Source organism: Rahnella sp. PCH160 (assembly GCF_047784855.1).
Lineage (GTDB): Bacteria > Pseudomonadota > Gammaproteobacteria > Enterobacterales > Enterobacteriaceae > Rahnella.
Map to the genome: position 1 here is coordinate 139,135 of NZ_JBLOGT010000002.1, position 20,872 is coordinate 160,006.

Consider the following 20,872-nt stretch of genomic DNA (forward strand, 5'->3'; position numbering starts at 1 on the left):
CATGATGTTGATATGTTTACCCATTAAATAACTTATAGATATACTCAAACTCTAAATCAAGGAAATTCAATTATGGCCAATATGATTTACTTAACAATAACAGGTAAAAAACAAGGTTTGATTTCAGCGGGGTGTTCAACGGCAGACTCCATTGGCAATAAATATCAACTTGGTCATCGCGATCAAATTATGGTTGTTTCATTTGAACATGCGTTAACACGGTCTCAAAATGTAAATCATGGCCCTATATCGTTCATTAAGTTCATCGATAAGTCATCCCCATTATTTGGCATGGCAATATCGAACAATGAAGAGCTTGAGTTGAAATTTGATTTCTACAGGACATCATCGTCGGGTGGTTATGAGATATTCTATACAGTAACCGTTAGAAAAGCATTTCTGCACGGAGTTAGTGTTATTTACCCGCATACTATTGATCACTCAGGAAACCAACCAGAAGAAATGATTTCCGTGAACTATCAAAATATCACATGGGAGCATCATATAGCTGGGACTGCGGGATATAGTATCTGGGATGAGCGTATTTTTTGAACATGGAAAGAGACAATTTGGATAGGCTTAAAGGGTCAAAGATGATGCGTAATAAAAATTCATACTGCAAACCCGAAGGCAATAACTTTCGCCGTTGGGATTTAATAGATTATACTATTTCAAAATGGAATGAAAATGGAGATGACAGTTATTGGGGGCAAGGATATCTTTTTCTTTACAAAGATGTTTATATAAAAACCCACAAAGAAACAATAATTAAGCATGCGCGCGAAGCGAAAATACCTTCATGGCTTCTTGCAGATGTTGCATGGCAGGAGGCTGGGGGGAAACCAGATGATTTAAAACCTCAGGTACTTTTGTTTCGGCAACTCATAGATTCTTTCAGAAAAAATAATGATTACTCTAATAAAGTTTCGATTGGCATAGTCGCCATTCAGATACGTGTAGTCGCTGAGATATTAGGGATAGCTCCGGAAAAAATCACATCACGGCAGCAATTACAAATTAGCCGATGTTTGCAGACCGATGACTTCAATCTAAAAATGGTTTCCCTCCATTTAAGAGATCTAATAAAATATGATTACCCTGATATCGACACGGAAAAACTGACTGACGAAAATATTATTTTAGTGGGTGCGCGATATAATCGTGGAATTCAGAGAACAAAAGGAGATTTTGTCCGGGCCATTTCACTTCCTGAAGGAAATGCTGATCGCGACTATATTTCCTATGGCCTCGCCATTATCAAAAGAAGAGCGCGAGTCAAAAACCTAATGGACATACATGAATGAACAACTTAAAACCAATATCAGTTTCAAAGCTATTGGAACCTTTTATTTACTTCTATTTTATTCTTTGTGCTATATCAGTTTTTATTTTCTCAACCATTGACGTCACGCATAGTTCAGGAGGCATTCATAATTGGTGCGACAACGTTAACGGTGTAGATACGGACAGCACGAGAGATTTCTCAGCCTTTGTAAACGCTCTTCTTATACTCCCTCTGCTAATTTCGCTCCCTGTAGCCATTAAAAATAAAAAGTACGTTCGCTCAGGCTTTATCATATTTCTCATTATTTACTGGTGGTGGGAGTTTTTTGGGCGATTTCTACAATGTTAATTTACTCATGTAAGAAAATCGCCGCGTCTGAAACTGACTGACTCAGACGCAGCGCAGCATTACCCGAGATACTCGATGATGGATAATCCCCCGTTGTAGTCGGTGCTGTAGATGATGCCCTGCGCATCGACAAACACATCGCAGGACTGAATCACCTGCGGTCTGCCGGGACGGGTATCCATCATCCTGTCGGGTGCCGCCGGAACCAGCGCGCCGGTTTCTTTCGGCTGATACGGATTACTGATGTCGTACGCGCGCACACCGGCATTCTGGTAAGTGGCGAAAATCAGCGTCGAGCTGATAAAGCTGCCTGCCCGGTTTTCATGCAGATTATGCGGGCCGAAATGCGCGCCTTTGCTGACATAATCCCGCTCATCCGGCTGCGGGAACGTCGAAATACTCACCGGATTGGACGGCTCGCGCACGTCGAATACCCAGATCAGCTTCTCGCCGTCTTCCTGATTATCCAGCACGGCTTCATCGAGCACGATCAGCAAATCCCGGTCCGGCAACGGCAGCGCGGTGTGCGTACCGCCGCCAAACGGCGGGCTCCAGTTACGGTGCGAAATCAGCTGCGGCGCGGTCCGGTCTTTGATGTCCAGCAGCGTCAGGCCGCCGTCGCGCCAGCTGGCATACGCCGTATCCCCGCTGATGATCGCGTGATGCAACGCGTAGCGTTTGCCTTCCGGCCAGCTCTGCGTTTCACCGCCAGCGGTATGCATCCCCGGCAACCACCAGCGCCCGGCGACCTGCGGGTTACGCGGGTCAGCCAGATCAATGGTCAGGAAGATGTAATCGCTGTAACCGTCAATCAGCGCCGACACGTAAGCCCAACGCCCGCCGACATACCAGATGCGGTGAACGCCGATGCCTTCCAGCCCGAGGAAACTGATTTCTTTTGGCTGATCGGGCGTCGAAATATCAAAAATCCTGACACCCGCACTCCAGCCACGCTGTTGCGTGCCTTTGACCGTCTCGCTGACCGAGCGGGTGTAATACACTTTCTCATCGGCGAACCGCGCGTCAGCAAACAAATCGCGCGCGTTAATCACCAGCAGCAAATCGTCATGCGCCTGCAAATGTACATTCCAGGTGCCGGGCGGTGCGGCGACGAAACCGGCAGGGCGCGGATTTTTCGGGTCGCGGACATCCACGATGGAAAAGCCCTGCGACACCATATGGCCGATATACGCATAGCCGCGGTGAACCATTACCTGCACGCCATCAGGTTTTCCGCCCTGATCGCTGTGCCCGATCAGCCGCATGTTGCGGCTGTATTCCGGTTGCGGAAGAGATTGAGTTGTCATGTTCCGGCCTTATTTCTTATTTTTTGCTTCGAGGGTAGTAAACCACGGGGCGATGAAATCATCCGATTTGCCCCACCCCGGAATGACTTTCGCCAGCGACGCGACGTTTACGGCATCGGGATTGCGGGTCAGCAACGCCTGAGGAATGGCGGCGGCTTTGAAATCATACGTTGCAGGCGTTTTCTCACCGGCAATTTTGTAGGCCACCAGACGCAGGTTAATTGCGCCGATCAGTTTCGGATCCACCGCAGCACTCAGTTTCCACGGGCTGTTCGCCTCGCGCATCAGACCGATATCCTGATTGGAAATATCGATACTGTAGAGTTTGATTTCAGTGCGGCCATTTTCCTGCAAGGCTTTATACGCGCCCTGACTGAACGCATCCCACGTCCCCCAGATGGCGTCAATTTTGCCTTTCGGATATTTCGCCAGAATCGCGCCAATTTTGTTGGCCGTATCGCCTTGTACGTCAGATGACACCGCGCCGACGGATTCCAGTTCATGGATCCCCGGCTGGTCTTTCAGCAGTTTTTTATACGCATCCTGACGGCGTTCCATTGGCGGGAAACCGGCCACCCACAGTTTGACGATATTGGCTTTGCCGTTGAAATCCTTCACCAGCTGGCCCACGGACAGCTCGGTTAAAGACGCATCATCTTGCCGGGTAACGGTGACACCGGGAATATCACCGTTAACGGCGGTATCAAAGACCGATACGGCAATTCCACTGGCGGTAATGCGTTTGAGCAATTCAGTGGAGTAGGGGTCACGCCCCTGAGACAAAATAATGCCGTCGTATTTCTGGCTGATGGCCTGATTGACGAAATCCTGGAATTTGGCGTCGTCGCCGTTACTCAGAAACGTGCTGACCTGAAAGCCTAATTTGCGGCCTTCCTGAATGACACCGGAAACAAATTGCGTGGTGTTATCGTCCGAGCCCAGGTTACGGATCACCGCAATACGGATCGGGCCGTGGTGACCGGCAATGGATTTTGGTATCGCTGCGGTGTCTGCCGCAAAAGAAGGAAAGACCGACAACAAACTTAACGCCAGCAATGAAGAGGAGAACAGTTTCATTTCATTTACCCTGTGTGGTTAATCATCATTCGAACGGGAGGACAATTCATGCGAGCCTTTAGGGAGGCTTTTAGAATGCGTTAATGAATTGATTGTCCGAGTTTTGATGACGGGGTAATGATTGGCAACGAACTAAAAGGCATAAGTTAATGCCAAAGATTATTAGCCATCCGGATGTCCGGGAGTAGGATGTTAACAGATTATAATGTAAGGATTTTCCCATGAGCGATACTGATATCCGCGTGGTCACCGGCCCCGCAAACTACTTTTCTTTCCCCGGCGCGATTGATCGCCTGACGCAGTTTTACTCAACCGAACAACTGGATAACGCGCTGTGGATTTATGGCGAACGCGCGCTGGCGGCGGCTCAGGATTATCTGCCGGAAGCCTTCAGCGCATCACAGGCGAAGCGCGTGCTGTTCAACGCGCATTGCAGCGAAACCGAAGTGCAGCGGATTGCGACTATCGGCGGGAAAGATCGTCAGGTCGTGATTGGGATCGGTGGCGGCGCGGTGCTGGATACCGCAAAAGTTGTGGCACGCCGTCTCGGATTACCGGTCGTTGCCATTCCCACTATCGCCGCTACCTGTGCCGCCTGGACGCCGCTTTCCGTGTGGTACAACGATGAAGGGCAGGCGTTGCGGTATGAAATATTCAACGACGCCAACCATCTGGTACTGGTGGAACCGCGCATTATTCTGCGTGCGCCGAAAGAATATCTGCTGGCCGGTATCGGCGATACGCTGGCGAAATGGTACGAAGCGGTGGTACTCAGCCCGCAACCGGAGATTCTGCCGTTAACGGTGCAGCTCGGTTTGAACACGGCGTTGACGATCCGCGATGTTCTGCTCAACGAAAGTGAAGCGGCGTTGCAGGCGCAGAACGACGGTCAGCTTACGCAATCTTTCCTCAACGTACTGGACGCGATCATTGCCGGTGGCGGGCTTGTCGGCGGCCTGGGCGATCGTTATACCCGCATTGCGGCCGCGCACTCGGTGCATAACGGCCTGACGGCGCTGCCACAAACCGACGCCTTCCTGCACGGCACCAAAGTGGCATACGGTATTCTGGTGCAGAGCGCACTGCTGAACCAGCCGCAAGTGGTACAGCAACTGACGGCGCTGTACCGCGTGCTGGATTTGCCGGTCAGCCTGTCGCAGTTGCAGGTGGATATTCATGATGAAGCACAGGTTTCACGGCTGATTGAACGCACTTTGCAGGCAGGCGAGTCGATTCATCTGCTGCCCGGAAATGTAAACGCAGAGCAGCTGCGTCTGGCGTTGGAATTTGTCGAGAATAAATAAACTCGCTGCGCTTTTAATTTCCCACGAAATAAAAAACCCGGTATTTTCCGGGTTTACTTTAAGACGTTCACGAAAAAGACTGAAGGTAATCAATATATCCTTTTGCGCTTTTGTCTAATTCTTCTTGCGAATTTTCATCTTCTGCGCCGTAAAAAGCATAGAAGGGAAGGTAATTTGCCTCCACATATTTGGCTGTCATTTCGAAAGGCAAAAGTATTTCTTTTAACGAATGCGGGTAACGTCCATCAGGCCTAAAATCCTCTTCTTTAATCCCGGCGCTCACGGCGAGAGCAAACTGACGATTTCTGAGCTTGTGGCCGCTGGTGGAGCCGTATGCCCAGCCATAGGTGAAGACTTCGTCGAACCATTTTTTCAGTAGCGGCGGGCAATTAAACCAGTACAACGGAAATTGCAAAACAATGCTGTCGTGTTGCTCAATTAACTGCTGCTCTTTCTGTACATCAATAACCCCGTCAGGATACGCCTGATAAAGATTATGGACTGTATATAAATCGGGGTGTTGAGCTAATTCACCAATCCACCGTTTACTGATGACAGATTCATTCAGGTTTGGATGAATAACCACAATGAGCGTTTTCAAATAATATCTCCCTTTATCCGATGAAGTAATTCTGTGTCTGTTTGATGTTTGCATCATAGGGAGCGTTAATTTAAAGTACAATACTGTCATTTATGATATGTACTATACAAAAGGATAGTGTAAATGCGTGAAGAGACAATGGATATTCCCTGTGAACTCAGGGGGGAAACGGGGTTCGCGTATACGCTTTCGCTGGTCAGCGGAAAATATAAAATGATCCTCCTCTATTCGCTGACGGGCGCAACGCCTGTAGTGCGATTCAATGAGCTAAAACGCCGCCTGGGAAAAATTTCATTCAGAACGCTGAGCCTCACACTGAAAGAGCTTGAGAGTGACGGTCTGATCATCAGGAAGGAGTACCCGCAAATTCCGCCAAAAGTGGAATACAGTCTTTCTGAAAGAGGCCAGTCTCTGATTCCGGTTTTAGACATGATGTGCGGGTGGGGAAACGTCCACAGCAATGACAAACTGAAATGAACTGTTGAAAACGACGGGTAGGGAACCTGATGAATGTGCAGAAAAATCGGGCTTCTGTGTAAAGAAAACGTAAAGTAAACAGCAACTCAACAACTCGTATTTATCCCCACAACCTGAGTGTTCTTTAAATTCACGTTGTAAAGATGTTTAAAAATCGGGTGATACCGTGATTATTTCAGGCACTGGAAATCAATCATGGAACACTCACCCCTTAACGAAACCGAATCCCTCAGCGGAAGTTATACTGCTGCAAAAAACATCAAAAAAGCCAGTGGATTCACTCTGTTTATGGATCTGCTGAGTGGCACGCGTACCCCGGATGCCTTGTGGAAAAACCGCATGTTCCGTGTGAAATACGCTGTCCGAACCTTGTTGCATCCGCTCGATACCCTGAAGGTGCTCGACAAAATGGCCAGTGAACCGGTCTGGCAGGAAGCGCTGAGCGTGCAGACCAAGCTGCCAAACAAAATCCACAAGCCGTATTTGTATCTCGGTTTACCTTCCGCCGGACGCGCCAATGCGCTGGTCGAACACTACGAGTTTGTGAAAAACCTCACCAATGCTTCGCTGAAAAACGCTTTACTCAGCGCGGGCGGTTACACCGTCACGCAGTTTATGGGGAAAGAGGGCGAAAGCTTCCGCGTGGTACTCGGCTCAATCGGTAAATCCGAGCGTGAAGGCGAAGCCAACATGTTTCTGTACATGGATGAAACCCGTCTTGCCGCGCTGACGTTCAGCGTCGTGCAGCGACCGGAAGGGGCGACGATCGTTGTCGGCGGTTTCCAGGGCGCACACCGCTCAACGCCACATGAAGTGATTAAACAGGCGACAAAATCCTGCTACGGGCTGTTTCCCAAACGCCTGTTACTGGAAAGCCTGCAACGCATCGCGGAGCAAACCGGCGTGAAACACATTCTGGCTGTCAGCGATACCGGGCACGTCTTCCGCAGCCTTCGTTACCGTCACCGTAAGAAAAATGTGTTTGTCGCCAGCTATAACGAATTCTGGGACTCCATCAGCGCAACGGTGTATTCACCAGCGTTATATGACGTTCCGCTGGAATTACCCCGCAAAACCATGGAAGAGATCCCGAGCAAAAAGCGTTCAGAGTACCGCAAACGCTACACCTTGCTCGATGAACTCAGTGAAAGCACAGCGTCACTGCTGAAAGCCTGATTTTACAGGCGCTTTGATATCAGAATGACCCGCTGTAGCAGGCAACATGGCCAGGGACTGGCCTTATTCGCCTCCCTTTCTGCACGACTTTTCATCAGTAGTCCGCTATAACCCCCCCTGTGTTACGTCATGATTTTCAGAGGAATAGTTAGCAAATTATTCGATTCAAAACTAATGCAATTTGAACGTTCTCGCCAATTGTGGATTTTTGATGGATGAGAATGTTACACGTATCGCAAAATTCTCGGACAAATTGCCTCCAGCTCATTCAAATGTGAACTGATTCACAGCTATTCATTCATTCCGCCTATATAAAACGCTATCTCTATAAAAACAAAACAGCGGTTCATATTTATAAACTCTCTGGCGGAACGAAACATGAAGACAGAAAAACCGATTTTATTTAAACATCAGCTGGCCTATGGCGGCGGAAATTTACTGGGCAGCGGGGCGCTGGCGATAGCCGGGATCTGGCTGCTTTACTTCTACACCACGTTTTGCGGCCTGACGCTGCTTCAGGCATCAGCCATCTTCTCGGTTGCCAGCATTATCGACGCGATCAGTAATCCGCTGATGGGTTACCTCTCTGATAACTTTGGTAAAACGCGCCTCGGCAAACGATTTGGCCGCCGTCGCTTCTTTATATTACTCGGCGTACCGCTGATGATGTTCTACCCGCTGCTGTGGGTTGAAGGCTTCGGATTCTGGTATTACCTGTCCACCTACGTCGTCTTTGAACTGATTTACACCTCTGTCATGGTGCCGTATGAAACGCTCGCCACCGAAATGACCACCGACTTCTCAGCCCGTTCTAAACTGACCGGCTACAAAGCGATTTTCGGTAAAGTGGCGAACTTCCTGGCTGCTTTCATTCCCGGCCAGTTCATCCTGATCTACGGCAAAGACTCCGCGCAGCCGTTCTTCTTCACGGCGCTGACCTACGGGGTGATCCTGTGCGTCGCGATCGGCCTGCTGTATTTATCTTCCTGGGAACGTCCGGTGGAAGAAACGACGCCGGTTGACGAGACTAAAATGAGCCTCGGCAAAACCATGCTGACGCTGGTGCGCGACATGAAATCGACGTTCCACCTGCGCGTATTTCGCAAACATCTGGGCATGTATCTGTGCGGCTTTGGGGCGGAATGGCTGTTCGCGTCGGTCTTTACCTACTTCATCATTTTCGTTCTGCAATATGACCCGACCATGGTGGCGGGGCTGAGCAGCCTGAACTCCATTCTGCAACTGTTCTCCACCGCAATTTTCATCGGTATCTGCGTGAAACACGGCTTCAGCAAGCCTTATATTCTGGCGCTGAGTATCGTGGTGTTCTCCGTATTTTGCTACAGCCTGCTGCATTTCCTGCACCTGCCGCAGCAGTACGCCACCGTGGCGATGCTGACCATTACCGTAATTTTCGGAATCGGCACCGGCGGCGTTTACTACATTCCATGGACGGTCTACACCTTCCTGGCCGATGTGGATGAAGCCTTTACCGGCCGCCGTCGCGAAGGGATCTACGCCGGCGCGATGACCTTCTCCGGCAAGCTGATGCGCTCCGTGATCGTGTTTGTGATGGGATCCATTCTGAGCTTCTACGGGTTCCAGTCAAAATCACATACCCAGCCGGAAAGCGCGGTCATGGCGATTGCGCTGGTGTTCTGTATCGGTGTAATCGGCCTGGCACTGATGGCGATGCTGTTCAGTAACCAGATGAAACTTAACCGCAAAACGCATCTGGTGGTACTGGGTGAAGTAGCCCGTATCAAAGCAGGTGGCGCCATCGGCCATATCAAGCCGGACGCCCGCGCGGTGATGGAAGAGCTGATCGGACACCCTTATGAGGAATGCTGGGGAAACAGCGCGGTGTGCCGCAAAATCTTCAACACGCCTGCCGTGAATGTGGACGTCCCGAAACCGCTGACCGGCACCACGCAACAGCCGTAATCTCAAAAAACGCTGTATTTTGACCTCACCGACTGGCCGGGAAACACCGGCCAGCGACCCCGTATTTTTTAAAGATGAGAAAAACTATGTGGGAACACAAACTGGCGATTGTCGCGCTGTCCCTGGGAATAAGCGCGCAAAGCCTCGCCGCCGCCTTGCCTGAACCCGGAAATTTGCGCTGGCACAGCATCACCTTTGGTCAGTCCACCGACGTCAATTTTGCCACTAACGTATTGCCTGAAAAAATCGGCATGAATGAAGTCCGCACGGCGGATGACAAACCCATCCCGGCCGAAGGAATTGCGCTGACTACGCCGTTCACGCTGGAAAGCCGGGGTGGAAAAGTGGGGAACAGCCACGACGGCCTGACTTATTTCTACACGCGTCTCCCTGCGGAGACGAATTTCGAGCTGGAAGCCGACATCACGCTCGATCAGTTTGGCCCGGAAAACGGCGCTAAACCTGCCGGGCAGGAAGGTGCGGGGCTGCTGGTACGCGACATTCTCGGCGCGCCGCGTGAACCCGTGACCAAACCGGGCATTGAAGAATTACCGGCGGCGTCAAATATGGTAATGAACAGCGTCATGGCGGTGGGCGATAAGCCGCCGGTCGTTGCGCTGATTGCGCGGCAGGGCGTGAAACAGCCGTGGGGCAATACCGGAATCGGTATCGTGCGTGAGGAATACCATCCGCTGACCACGCCTGCGCATTTCTCGTTGCGGCTGACGCGGACGGACACCGGTTTTGATGTCGCGTATGCGTCACAGGGCAGCGATCAATGGACGGTGAAATCCGTCGAGGGCGCAGATCGTGTCACGCAACTGGATAAAGCCGGGTATTACGTCGGTTTCTTTGCGTCGCGTAATGCCAAAATCACGGTCAGCCACGCGAAACTAACGCTCAGCGAAGCGCATTCTTTGCCTTCCGCGCCTTACGTGACACCGTCACTCAAACCGCGTATCGAAATCATGTCTTCGCCGGTCGTTACGCGACGCGACAGCGTTTTCCAGCTGCGTACCAACGGCGACGGCAAGTTGCAGATTGAGGACGGCAATAAATCCCTGCTGCGGCAGAAAACCGTTCAGGGCGGCGAAGTGGTTGCCGTGCCGTTCCACGCCGGTCAGCCCGCGACCACGCTGAGCGTGATATTTACGCCGGAAAACGGAAAGCCGCTGACGCAGGAATTTGCAGTTCGTATGGCGCTGGTCAGCAACCCTGATGCGCTGTATGTCTCGCCGCAGGGAACGGCTGAAAACGACGGCTCGCAGGCGCATCCGCTGGATTTCGCCAGCGCGGTCAATCTGTTAGCGCCCGGCGGAACCCTGTGGCTGGCGGACGGTGACTATCCGGCCAGTGTGATCCCGGCAACCGCCAGTGGCACAAAAGCCAAAATGAAAACGCTGCGTGCGCAGGGCGAAAACGGGGTGTTTAACGGGTTAACACTCGATGCCAGTTTCTGGAATGTGCAGGGCATTACCGTTACGCAGAAAAGCTTCCATATTGCCGGCAGTGATAATCATATCGATCGCATTAAAGCCCATCACGCCGATGATACCGGCATCTGGGTGGCCTCACCGGACGGGATTGGCCGCGCCTTGTGGGCCAGCCGTAATCTGATCAGTAATTCTGAATCCTGGGGAAATCAGGATCCGGGGCGCAAAAATGCCGACGGTTTTGCGGTGAAAATGCGCGTGGGCGAGGGCAACCGGCTGGTGAATTGTTATTCGCATGACAACGTGGATGACGGATTCGACCTGTTCAACAAAATCGAAGACGGCCCGAACGGCAGTGTCACGATCGAAAAAAGTTTATCGGTTCACAACGGCAGCAACGGATTCAAGCTCGGCGGAGAAGGCCTGCCGGTCGCGCACCGCGTGCTGAACAGCGTGGCGGTGGAAAACGGCATGGACGGTTTCACCGATAACTTCAACCCCGGCGCACTCTGCGTAGAAGGTAACCGTGCGGTGGATAACAAACGCTTCAACTTCCTGTTCCGCCCGTCGCCGTACACCACCGCCGATAAACAGGGCGTGTTCAAAGGCAACGTGTCGCTGCGCACCGCGCCAGGTAAATATGACGATGCTGTCAGCGGCAATGTCGATGCCTCTGATTATTTTTATACCAAAAACAAAAGCGTGAATACGCTGAATAAAGAAATTATGCCGGAAGATTTTATTTCTTTCCGGTTACCCGATCCGGTAACCCGTTTTTCTGACGGCGGATTTAATTACGCTGACTTTTTTAAACAAAAATAAAGCAACGTAATGAATTTCAGGCATGAACGCTGAAATATTCTTTACAAAAAATAATATTACTCAATATCTCTGGGACTTAAAAAATGAAAAATAACAGACTTCTCATCTGCGGTCTGCTGCTGGCCAGCGCCAGCAGTCAGGCTGTGACGATTGACCTTCGCCATGAATGGCTTGATGACAGTAAGCAGAATAAAGACAGGGCGTTAATCTCACACCGCTTCGACAATGGGTTTGGTTTCTCACTGGAAGCCAAATGGAAATCCGGGGGTGATAATGAAAACAAACCCTTTAATAATCTGGTGGATAACGGAACTGAAAGCACCATCAGCTATCAGTACAAAGTGACACCGGCGTTTTTCCTGCAACCGGGTTTTACGCTGGAATCCAGTTCTGACAACAGCATTTACAAACCGTTTTTAACCGCCGGATATACCTTCGACAGCGGCATTTACTTTAATGCCCGCTACCGTTATGAATATACCCGTTATACCAAAGAGAATACTGAAGACCGTAAAACCAATCGCGGCGAAATCTGGCTGGGCTATCGTCTTGCGGACTGGCGGTTTGAATATAACTATATTTATAAGCACAGCGATCAGGTTTTATATGATAATGACAAATGGGATTATGAGCAGGATCTGAAGGTCGCTTATAATATCAATAAAAACTGGACGCCTTATGTTCAGGTCGGTGATGTCTCTGTCAGAAAAACCACCGACGAACGTCAGACACGTTTCCGCGTAGGGGTACAATATTCGTTCTGATACCGTGAAATAAACAACGCGTAAGTTGATAAGCACTCCGTAATAAACTCCTGCCTGAAAATTCCGGCGGGAGTTTCACTTTTATGACAATCTCGTTGATGTTTGTTTAGGTTATAACATCCGGAGGAAATAATTCCGCCGTTGTTTCCTCACTCAAACATAAACGACATGGTTTAATTATGAGTTTACGGGTTGACAATAATATACCGCATGCGTAAATTGCACCTGCCGGAAGTTGCGGCCTTTCCTTACTTAACATAAGAGACTAATGGACACTGTATCTAGTAGCTTCCCGAATGACGCTGAACCGGCGCTTCGGAATATTAAACATGAAATCGACTGTGATCATTTCATCGTTTGGGTGCGCCTCGCCAGAGCCTGATGCTCTTGTGTTATCTCACCTCAACCTGAGTGTTTACGGTCCCGGGGTGTGTTATGAACTTCAAATCAATCCTTTATCCCGATGTCAAAAGCCTGACATCACTTCTGCGTGTCCGTCCGTCCCGAGACAGGGTGCTGGCTGCGCGCGGCAAAGACTCGCATTCAATTTTTTCCTCTAAAATCAATAGAATGAATCTTCGCGTAACCAACTGGCGCGTCAGTCCTGTGACCGGCCAGCTTGAGCAGCGTTGCATCATGTCTGACAGCGAAGAACCTCAAAGTCGGTTTTCCCCCGCATGATTCAGCCCGTGGTTTAACGCCGCGCTGAATCTCGTCCTTATTGCTGCCTGACCGTTTCCGGCAGGTTATTGCTGATTTAATTCCGTTGAACTGTTTCAACTGTGTTATTTCAGAGAATAATTCCGGCCAGCGAAACCTGAAGCAGAAATAAAAGACACACAATAAGGCTTGTTCTGTTTATCTATAAATAAACAGCGAATAGCCCTGCATAAAATAAATGAAAACACCGATCGCTCAGACGATACGGGCAATATCTTGCAGCCTGAAAAAAGGCTTACGGATATTACGGCCGTATTGTTGCGCGACAGGAGCACCACCATGACTGTACAAAACAACACCACGCACGATAAAAAGAAACAACAGACTCTCTCCATGCGTGCCGCGCAGGAAGCAAAAAACGGCGTCGCGGTTACGCTGATTAACGTTAACGCCACCCGCGACGGCCTGACGGAAGCCAGCGCCGCCACACGTCTGGAGAAAGAAGGTTACAACGACGTCGCGCACGACAAGCCGCCTCACCCGCTGATCCAGATGGTGAAAGCCTTTAACAACCCGTTCATCTATGTGTTAGCGGTGCTGGCTGTCATCAGCTTCTTCACGGATTACTGGTTCCCGCTGCGGGCCGGAGAAGAAACGGATCTGACCGGGGTTTACATCATCGGCACGATGGTGGGCCTGAGCGGGCTGGTTCGTTTCTGGCAGGAATATCGCTCGGCGAAATCGGCCGAAGCGCTGAAAGCGATGGTCAGAACCACGGCCACGGTGTTACGCCGCGACCGTGCAGGGAAGGCCGGTTCGCTGCGTGAAATACCGATGCGCGAACTGGTGGTCGGCGACATCGTGCAGCTTTATGCGGGCGATATGATCCCGGCGGATGTCCGTCTGATTGAATCGCGTGATCTGTTCATCAGCCAGGCCGTGCTGACCGGTGAAGCGTTGCCGGTTGAAAAGTACGACACGCTGGGCGATGTGGCGCAAAAATCCGCCAGCGACGTGAGTGCTGAAAATGAAAATCTGCTGGATATTCCCAACATTTGTTTCATGGGCACCAACGTGGTCAGCGGCACAGCGCAGGCGGTGGTGGTGGCGACCGGAGCCAGAACCTACTTTGGCTCGCTGGCGAAAGCCATTGTCGGCACCCGTGTACAGACGGCGTTTGATCGCGGCGTGAACAGCGTCAGCGGATTACTGATCCGCTTCATGCTGGTGATGGTGCCGGTGGTCTTCCTGATCAACGGCATCATGAAAGGCGAATGGTGGGATGCACTGCTGTTTGCCGTGGCGGTCGCCGTCGGGCTGACGCCGGAAATGCTGCCAATGATCGTCAGCGCCAATCTGGCGAAAGGCGCGATGGCGATGGCGAAACGCAAAGTGGTGGTTAAACGCCTGAACGCCATTCAGAACCTCGGCGCGATGGACATTCTGTGTACCGATAAAACCGGCACCCTGACGCAGGACAAAATCATTCTTGAGCACCACCTCGATACACAAGGTGCAAAAAATGAGTCCGTACTGGCGTTGGCGTGGCTGAACAGTTATCACCAGAGCGGCATCAAAAACCTGATGGATCAGGCGGTGCTGCACTTCTCCGAGAATGGCGTTTCTACGTTCACCCGTCCGCAGGGCTACAGCAAAGTCGATGAAATGCCGTTCGATTTCTTACGCCGCCGTCTGTCGATTGTGGTGAAAGACGCAAAGGAAAATCATCTGCTGGTCTGCAAAGGCGCGGTGGAAGAGATGCTGAGTATTTCCACGCATATGCAGGAAAACGGCACGGTGGTGGAACTGACCCCGGCACGCCGCGAGACACTGCTGGCGCTGGCGAATGACTACAACCAGGAAGGGTTCCGCGTGCTGGTGGTGGCGACCCGCGACATCCGTAAAAGTGAGGCGAAAAAACAGTATGGCACAACCGATGAGCACGACCTGATCCTGCAAGGGTTCCTGACCTTCCTCGATCCGCCGAAAGAATCTGCCGGTCCGGCCATTGCGGCGCTGCGTGATATCGGCGTGGGCGTGAAAGTGCTGACCGGCGATAACGCTGTCGTCACCAGCCGCATCTGTCATCAGGTGGGATTAGCACCGGGCGAACCGCTGCTCGGGCCGCAGATTGAACGCCTTGACGACGCCACGCTGCGTGAGCTGGTGGAAGAGCGCACGGTCTTTGCCAAACTGACGCCGCTGCAAAAATCGCGGGTGCTGAAAGCCTTGCAGGCCAACGGCCACACGGTCGGATTCCTCGGCGACGGCATCAACGATGCACCGGCACTGCGCGACGCAGACGTCGGGATTTCCGTCGACAGCGGCACGGATATCGCCAAAGAGTCTGCCGATATCATCCTGCTGGAAAAAAGCCTGATGGTGCTGGAAGAGGGCGTGCTGAAAGGGCGCGAAACGTTCGGGAACATCGTGAAGTACCTGAACATGACCGCCAGTTCAAATTTTGGCAACGTGTTTTCCGTCCTGGTTGCCAGTGCGTTTATCCCGTTCCTGCCGATGCTGGCAATTCAGCTGTTACTGCAAAACCTGATGTATGACATTTCCCAGCTGGCGCTGCCGTGGGACAAAATTGATAAGGAGTTCCTGAAAAAACCGCGTAAATGGGATGCCAAAAACATTGGCCGTTTCATGGTGTGGATTGGTCCGACGTCGTCCATTTTCGATATGACGACGTTTGCCCTGATGTGGTACGTGTTCAGCGCCAACAGTGAACATATGCAGACGCTGTTCCAGTCCGGCTGGTTTGTGGAAGGGCTGCTTTCCCAGACGCTGGTGGTGCATATGCTGCGTACCCAGAAAATCCCGTTCATCCAGAGCACGGCGGCGTGGCCGGTGATGCTGATGACCGGGCTGGTGATGGCGGTCGGTATTTACGTACCGTTCTCTCCGCTGGGGCCGATCGTCGGGCTGCAGGCGCTGCCGTGGCAATACTTCCCGTGGCTGGCCGGTACGCTGCTGGCGTACTGCTGCGTCGCACAGGGAATGAAAACCTTCTACATCCGTCGTTTTAAACAGTGGTTCTGATGTCCTGATTTTTCATTAAAACCTGACCGGTGCCGCAGCGCTTTGCGGCACCGTTTTAAGACTGAAAATAGCGCCACGCTTCACAATGACAACCCTGAAAAAGGGGAGCGATTATGTTTGCAACAACCCAATCTGGCACCACCTTACTGATCAACCTGGCAGGCGCGATTGCCCTGCTGCTGTGGGGTTCCCACATGATTTCTTCCGCGCTGCAACGCGGATTCGGGACACCGTTACGCCACTGGATGGGGCGTCATCTTAAACATCGCGGGATGGCGTTGCTGTCCGGCGTGGGCATTACCTGCCTTTTGCAAAGCAGCACCGCCGTCAGCCTGATGGCAACGTCATTTACCGCCGCCGGTACGCTGAGCCTCGCCCCCGCGCTGGCCGTGATGCTCGGTGCCAACATCGGCTCCACGCTGGTGGTTCAGCTGATGAGTTTCAACACCGCGATTGCGGTGCCGCTGCTGATGCTGAGCGGATTTATCGTTTTTAAAATGCGAGACCATACCGGCTTTGAAAGCGCCGGTTGCGCGTTGATTGGCCTCGGGCTGATGTTGCTGGCGCTGAGCCTGCTGGGCGCAACGCTGGAACACATCGAATCCACACCGGTGTTCCGTGCTGTGATGTCCGGTTTGCAGGGCGATACGCTGATCGCGCTGTCCGTGGCGGTGATCCTCACGCTGGTTTGCCATTCAAGCGTGGCGGTGATTTTACTGATCGCCTCGCTGGCGGCGACAGGCGTGATGACGCCGGTGACCGCGATGGTACTGGTGCTCGGCGCGAACATGGGCGGCGCGCTGCCGCCGGTGCTGAATGCCGGAACAGCCGTCGCCCGCCGTCTGCCCGTGGGCAATCTGCTGATCCGCTGCGCCGGTTGCGGGGTGGCGCTGGCCTTTATGCCTTTGCTGGCCCGTTTTTCTGACAGCCTGGCGTTGAGCACACCGCAACTGGTGGTGTGGTTTCATACGGCGTTCAGCGCCGTGCTGGCGCTGGTGTTTATTGGCCTGACGGGGCCGGTCGCCCGCCTGCTTGAGCGGCTTTTCCCTGAAGAAGCGCGTGCCGGTGATCCGGGTACGCCGGTGTACCTCGACGAGACCGGGCTGGATATCGCCTACATCGGTTTATCCAATTCAGTGCGTGAATCCCTGCGCGCGGCGGATATGCTCAGCATTATGCTCGACCGGCTGCAGGTACTGTTTCAGACGCCGGAAAAAGGCAGCCGCACGGAGATCCGACAGCTCGATCAGTCACTGGATATGCTGAGTGCGGCGATACGTGCGTATCTGGCCGATCTGGCACACGACGGACTAAGCGACGCCGATGCCGACCGCGCTCAGGAAATCCTGATGTTTGTCATAAACGTCGAACATGCCGGTGACATTCTTTCCAGCAGTCTGGCGGAGCTGGCCGCACGCAGGACGCGGCGGGGCGAGACGTTCAGTGATTTCGAGCGGAACAATATTGCGCTGCTCCACGCGGAAATTCTCACCAGTCAGCGTCTGGCCGTGACGACGTTTCTGGGCGAAGACCTCGACGCCGCGCATCAGCTGGTGGTGCGCAAGGAAGTGATTCGCCAGATTGAAGCCAACGCCAGCCGTGAGCATTTTAAAAAGCTGCGCGATGATGAAAATGCGTGGGCGGAATCCGGCGATATTTTCCAGCGTGTTTTACGCGATTACCGCCGCGTACATCATCATATTGCCGCCGTGGCGTATCCCGTTATTGACCGGTGCGGTGATGAATTGCGGGCGATGGTTGAAAATAACGCAGACGTATAAATCCCATAATAAAAACAACAGGAAAACTTCATGAGAGTGCTTATTTGTTCTGGCCGCTTTTATGCCGGTATCAGTACGTTAACGCGGGTGCTGGATTTATATTCGCAATCAGAAAACATCCGCGTGCTGATCCACGGCGGACACCCGTCTTCCGGCGGTGCCATTGAGCACTGGGCGCGGGATGCCAACGTTCACATCGTGCGGTATCCCGCCAACTGGGCAGCGCACGGCAAATATGCAGAAATTCGCCGTAATATTTTCATGCTTGAAGACAGCCGCCCGGATATTATCCTGGCATTTTCGGGCGGAGAGGATACCGCGGATTGCATCGGGCTGGCGAAAAGCAAAGGAATTAAAGTGATTGAAATTGATGATTATCTTTAGCCACAAAAAAACCGGTTACGCTTTTTATTTTGAGACATTTTTCAGGGAACCAGTTTCTGGATTAATCTGATAGTCCCGGCAAAGGCTTTATAAGAGGGTATATTTATTCATTGGCAGAGCGGTTGCACCGCGTTATTTCTGATTATAGAAAGATTTCTGTTTATAGAAAGTACAGCAACCGGCTACGTACACAGGAGAATAAAATTGACCACAGAACTGAAGGATAACACCACAGAAACGCCCCCGATCCCCGCCCTCAGTGGCGGGAAAACTGCTTTCTTCTTTGATGTTGACGGCACGCTCGCCGACATCTGCGCCGAACCTGACGCCGTCACTCTTCCCGTTTCCGTTCGCGATAACCTGAAAGCACTGGCTGCGGCCACCTCGGGCGCTGTTGCGCTGGTTTCAGGGCGTCCGGTTGATCAGCTTGATCAGCTTGCCGCGCCGCTGAAATTGCCGGCGGCAGGCGTTCATGGTGCTGAGTTGCGCGACTTTGCAGGCAATCTGCACCGCGTGACGTTGCCTGAGAAGCTCGCGCGTGCCCTGCAACTTCAGCTCGAACAGGGAATGGCCGCGATGCCGGGCACGATGCTGGAAGCCAAAGGCATGGCGTTTGCGTTGCACTACCGTCAGGCACCGGCTTTTCAGCAGCAGGTTCTGCAACTGGCCGAATCGGTGGTGGCCGCGTACCCGGAGCTGATGCTTCAGCGCGGCAAATGCGTGGCCGAAATCAAGCCGCGCGGCAATGACAAAGGCTCCGCCATAACAACCTTTATGCAGCAGGCACCCTTCGCGGGGCGCATTCCGGTGTTTATCGGCGATGATCTGACCGATGAGAAAGGCTTTCAGGTCGTCAATGCCCTGCAAGGGATCTCCGTGAAAGTCGGAGGAGGTTTCAGCCATGCGCGCTACCGTCTGGCACAGGTCAGCGATGTGCATCAGTGGCTGGAATCGTTACAACGTCACTTAACAACGATCAATAAGGAGACAAAACGATGAGCCGCCTGGTTGTCGTATCTAACCGTATTGCTATTCCTGACGGGTCAAAATCCGCAGGTGGACTTGCTGTCGGTATTATGGATGCGTTGAAAAACACGTCCGGGCTCTGGTTTGGCTGGAACGGAGAAATCAGTGAAATCTCCGGCGAAGAGGAAGATGATCTGAGCCTGGTGGAAGAAGACGGCATCACCTACGCTTCGGTTCCGCTCAATCAAAACGATTACGATCTCTATTATTGCCAGTTTTCCAATGCCGTACTCTGGCCAGCGCTTCATTACCGCATTGATCTGGTGGATTACCAGCGTGAAGCCTGGGAAGGTTACTGCCGCGTCAATGATCTGCTGGCGAAACGATTGCAGCCACTGATAAAGCCCGACGATATTTTGTGGATCCATGACTACCATTTGCTGCCTTTTGCCGCCGCGCTGCGCAAACTTGGCGTGAAGAACCGCATCGGCTTTTTCCTGCATATTCCGTTTCCGACACCCGAAATTTTTAACGCCGTACCGCCGCATAATGAGCTGCTTGAAATGATGTCGCACTACGATTTACTGGGCTTCCAGACCGAAAGCGACCGGCAGGCATTTCTGGATAATCTGGGCGAACTGACCACGTTGCAGCCTGCCAATACCAGCCTGCATCAGGCGTTCGGCAATACCTTCCAGACCGGCGTTTATCCGATCAGCATCGCACCCGAAAATATCAGAAAGATGGCGGAAGGGCCGCTGCCGCCGAAAATGGCCGCCATGGAACCCGAACTGCGCGAAGCGAAAAATATCATTTCCTGCGAGCGTCTGGATTACACCAAAGGGCTGCCGGAGCGTTTTCTGGCGTTTGAAGCGCTGCTGGAGAAATTCCCGCAACATCGTGGCAAAGTGCGGTATTCCCAGATTGCGCCGACGTCGCGTGGCGATGTTCAGGCCTATCAGGAACTGCGCCATCAGCTCGAAACTGAAGTCGGGCGCATCAACGGGAAATACGGCAGTTTTAACCAGACGCCGCTGTTTTATCTCAATCAGCATTTTCAGCGCAGCCTGCTGATGAAACTGTTCCGCCTGACCGACGTCGGGCTGGTCACGCCGCTGCGCGATGGCATGAATCTGGTGGCGAAAGAGTATGTCGCGGCGCAGGATCCGCAAGATCCGGGCGTACTGGTGTTGTCGCAGTTTGCCGGTGCCGCCAATGAACTGACGGCGGCGCTGATCGTCAACCCGTATGACCGCGATGACGTGGCCGCAGCACTCGATAAAGCACTGACCATGCCACTTGAAGAGCGTCGTGAACGCTACAACGCCATGATGGCCGTGCTGCGTGAAAACGATATCGCCCACTGGGGGGAAACCTATTTGCACGATTTGCAGGCGATTTCGCCCCACGACCTCGCGCATCACGCCGTCGCCTGAATACTTTTCTAAACACAGCCCTTAACGCGGGCTGTATCATTTTTTAACGCAATGCAGAGGCT

18 protein-coding genes are annotated in these 20,872 nt (G+C 52.3%); 15 read left to right on the forward strand and 3 right to left on the reverse strand.

Annotated elements, in window-relative coordinates:
* Positions 1-72 precede the first annotated feature (72 nt).
* From ACM5QY_RS23405 to ACM5QY_RS23415, 3 genes are read left to right on the forward strand one after another with little or no spacing between them, the layout of a single operon-like run.
* Entirely contained in the window at positions 73-552 is a 480-nt protein-coding gene (locus ACM5QY_RS23405) for an Hcp family type VI secretion system effector (protein WP_416123066.1), read from the forward strand.
* Between the two features lie 41 nt (positions 553-593).
* Entirely contained in the window at positions 594-1,304 is a 711-nt protein-coding gene (locus ACM5QY_RS23410; RefSeq protein ID WP_416123067.1) for a hypothetical protein, read from the forward strand.
* Positions 1,301-1,633 (forward strand): DUF2645 family protein, encoded by a 333-nt coding sequence (locus ACM5QY_RS23415; protein ID WP_416123068.1) that lies wholly within the window; start codon positions 1,301-1,303, stop codon positions 1,631-1,633. Before ACM5QY_RS23410 ends, ACM5QY_RS23415 begins: the two co-directional genes overlap by 4 nt.
* A 59-nt stretch (positions 1,634-1,692) precedes the next feature.
* Here ACM5QY_RS23415 and ACM5QY_RS23420 read toward each other — a convergent pair whose 3' ends face one another.
* Together ACM5QY_RS23420 and ACM5QY_RS23425 are read right to left on the reverse strand one after the other, a co-directional pair.
* On the reverse strand, positions 1,693-2,940 hold the full coding sequence (locus ACM5QY_RS23420) for an LVIVD repeat-containing protein (RefSeq protein WP_416123069.1): 1,248 nt from the start codon (positions 2,938-2,940) through the stop codon (positions 1,693-1,695).
* Positions 2,941-2,949: 9 nt separating this feature from the next.
* The gene (locus ACM5QY_RS23425) at positions 2,950-4,017 is read right to left on the reverse strand and encodes a sugar ABC transporter substrate-binding protein (RefSeq protein WP_416123070.1); all 1,068 of its coding nucleotides are present in this window, start codon (positions 4,015-4,017) and stop codon (positions 2,950-2,952) included.
* A 221-nt stretch (positions 4,018-4,238) separates the two neighbouring features.
* Here ACM5QY_RS23425 and ACM5QY_RS23430 point away from each other — a divergent pair, with 221 nt between their 5' ends.
* A complete protein-coding gene (locus ACM5QY_RS23430) occupies positions 4,239-5,321 on the forward strand; it encodes an oxidoreductase (RefSeq protein WP_416123071.1) in 1,083 nt (360 codons plus the stop codon).
* 67 nt (positions 5,322-5,388) lie between these two features.
* Here ACM5QY_RS23430 and ACM5QY_RS23435 read toward each other — a convergent pair whose 3' ends face one another.
* A complete protein-coding gene (locus ACM5QY_RS23435) occupies positions 5,389-5,922 on the reverse strand; it encodes an NAD(P)H-dependent oxidoreductase (protein WP_416123072.1) in 534 nt (177 codons plus the stop codon).
* A 123-nt stretch (positions 5,923-6,045) separates the two neighbouring features.
* On the opposite strand from ACM5QY_RS23435, the gene ACM5QY_RS23440 reads away from it, so the two are divergent.
* From ACM5QY_RS23440 to otsA, 11 genes are all read left to right on the forward strand, one after another.
* Complete coding sequence (locus ACM5QY_RS23440; protein WP_416123073.1) at positions 6,046-6,399, forward strand: winged helix-turn-helix transcriptional regulator; 354 nt, start codon at positions 6,046-6,048, stop codon at positions 6,397-6,399.
* Between the two features lie 195 nt (positions 6,400-6,594).
* The gene (locus tag ACM5QY_RS23445) at positions 6,595-7,575 is read left to right on the forward strand and encodes a VirK/YbjX family protein (RefSeq protein WP_416123074.1); all 981 of its coding nucleotides are present in this window, start codon (positions 6,595-6,597) and stop codon (positions 7,573-7,575) included.
* A 378-nt stretch (positions 7,576-7,953) separates the two neighbouring features.
* A complete protein-coding gene (locus tag ACM5QY_RS23450) occupies positions 7,954-9,519 on the forward strand; it encodes an MFS transporter (protein ID WP_416123075.1) in 1,566 nt (521 codons plus the stop codon).
* Between the two features lie 86 nt (positions 9,520-9,605).
* Positions 9,606-11,774 carry a right-handed parallel beta-helix repeat-containing protein gene (locus tag ACM5QY_RS23455; RefSeq protein ID WP_416123076.1) on the forward strand — a complete coding sequence of 723 codons (2,169 nt, stop codon included), beginning with the start codon at positions 9,606-9,608 and terminating at the stop codon, positions 11,772-11,774.
* An 83-nt stretch (positions 11,775-11,857) separates the two neighbouring features.
* A complete protein-coding gene (locus tag ACM5QY_RS23460) occupies positions 11,858-12,538 on the forward strand; it encodes an oligogalacturonate-specific porin KdgM family protein (protein WP_416123077.1) in 681 nt (226 codons plus the stop codon).
* 435 nt (positions 12,539-12,973) lie between these two features.
* Positions 12,974-13,219, forward strand: coding sequence for a hypothetical protein (locus ACM5QY_RS23465; protein ID WP_416123078.1), 246 nt, complete (start codon positions 12,974-12,976; stop codon positions 13,217-13,219).
* A 318-nt stretch (positions 13,220-13,537) separates the two neighbouring features.
* Positions 13,538-16,243 carry a magnesium-translocating P-type ATPase gene (gene mgtA / locus ACM5QY_RS23470; protein ID WP_416123079.1) on the forward strand — a complete coding sequence of 902 codons (2,706 nt, stop codon included), beginning with the start codon at positions 13,538-13,540 and terminating at the stop codon, positions 16,241-16,243.
* Between the two features lie 113 nt (positions 16,244-16,356).
* Positions 16,357-18,024 (forward strand): Na/Pi cotransporter family protein, encoded by a 1,668-nt coding sequence (locus ACM5QY_RS23475; protein WP_416123080.1) that lies wholly within the window; start codon positions 16,357-16,359, stop codon positions 18,022-18,024.
* 30 nt (positions 18,025-18,054) lie between these two features.
* Positions 18,055-18,408, forward strand: a complete 354-nt coding sequence (locus ACM5QY_RS23480; protein ID WP_416123081.1) for an SLOG family protein — start codon at positions 18,055-18,057, stop codon at positions 18,406-18,408.
* A 204-nt stretch (positions 18,409-18,612) separates the two neighbouring features.
* On the forward strand, positions 18,613-19,407 hold the full coding sequence (otsB, locus tag ACM5QY_RS23485) for a trehalose-phosphatase (protein WP_416123082.1): 795 nt from the start codon (positions 18,613-18,615) through the stop codon (positions 19,405-19,407).
* The gene (gene otsA / locus ACM5QY_RS23490; protein ID WP_416123083.1) at positions 19,404-20,810 is read left to right on the forward strand and encodes an alpha,alpha-trehalose-phosphate synthase; all 1,407 of its coding nucleotides are present in this window, start codon (positions 19,404-19,406) and stop codon (positions 20,808-20,810) included. Before otsB ends, otsA begins: the two co-directional genes overlap by 4 nt.
* Positions 20,811-20,872 lie beyond the last annotated feature (62 nt).

Coding starts and splice junctions, on each gene's coding strand:
- otsA (WP_416123083.1), top strand. CDS start 19,404: ATGAGCCGCCTGGTTGTCGTATCTAACCGTATTGCTATTCCTGACGGG.
- ACM5QY_RS23455 (WP_416123076.1), top strand. CDS start 9,606: ATGTGGGAACACAAACTGGCGATTGTCGCGCTGTCCCTGGGAATAAGC.
- ACM5QY_RS23415 (WP_416123068.1), top strand. CDS start 1,301: ATGAACAACTTAAAACCAATATCAGTTTCAAAGCTATTGGAACCTTTT.
- ACM5QY_RS23405 (WP_416123066.1), top strand. CDS start 73: ATGGCCAATATGATTTACTTAACAATAACAGGTAAAAAACAAGGTTTG.
- ACM5QY_RS23425 (WP_416123070.1), bottom strand. CDS start 4,017: ATGAAACTGTTCTCCTCTTCATTGCTGGCGTTAAGTTTGTTGTCGGTC.
- ACM5QY_RS23430 (WP_416123071.1), top strand. CDS start 4,239: ATGAGCGATACTGATATCCGCGTGGTCACCGGCCCCGCAAACTACTTT.
- ACM5QY_RS23475 (WP_416123080.1), top strand. CDS start 16,357: ATGTTTGCAACAACCCAATCTGGCACCACCTTACTGATCAACCTGGCA.
- ACM5QY_RS23480 (WP_416123081.1), top strand. CDS start 18,055: ATGAGAGTGCTTATTTGTTCTGGCCGCTTTTATGCCGGTATCAGTACG.
- ACM5QY_RS23460 (WP_416123077.1), top strand. CDS start 11,858: ATGAAAAATAACAGACTTCTCATCTGCGGTCTGCTGCTGGCCAGCGCC.
- ACM5QY_RS23440 (WP_416123073.1), top strand. CDS start 6,046: ATGCGTGAAGAGACAATGGATATTCCCTGTGAACTCAGGGGGGAAACG.
- ACM5QY_RS23410 (WP_416123067.1), top strand. CDS start 594: ATGATGCGTAATAAAAATTCATACTGCAAACCCGAAGGCAATAACTTT.
- mgtA (WP_416123079.1), top strand. CDS start 13,538: ATGACTGTACAAAACAACACCACGCACGATAAAAAGAAACAACAGACT.
- ACM5QY_RS23465 (WP_416123078.1), top strand. CDS start 12,974: ATGAACTTCAAATCAATCCTTTATCCCGATGTCAAAAGCCTGACATCA.
- ACM5QY_RS23445 (WP_416123074.1), top strand. CDS start 6,595: ATGGAACACTCACCCCTTAACGAAACCGAATCCCTCAGCGGAAGTTAT.
- ACM5QY_RS23450 (WP_416123075.1), top strand. CDS start 7,954: ATGAAGACAGAAAAACCGATTTTATTTAAACATCAGCTGGCCTATGGC.
- ACM5QY_RS23420 (WP_416123069.1), bottom strand. CDS start 2,940: ATGACAACTCAATCTCTTCCGCAACCGGAATACAGCCGCAACATGCGG.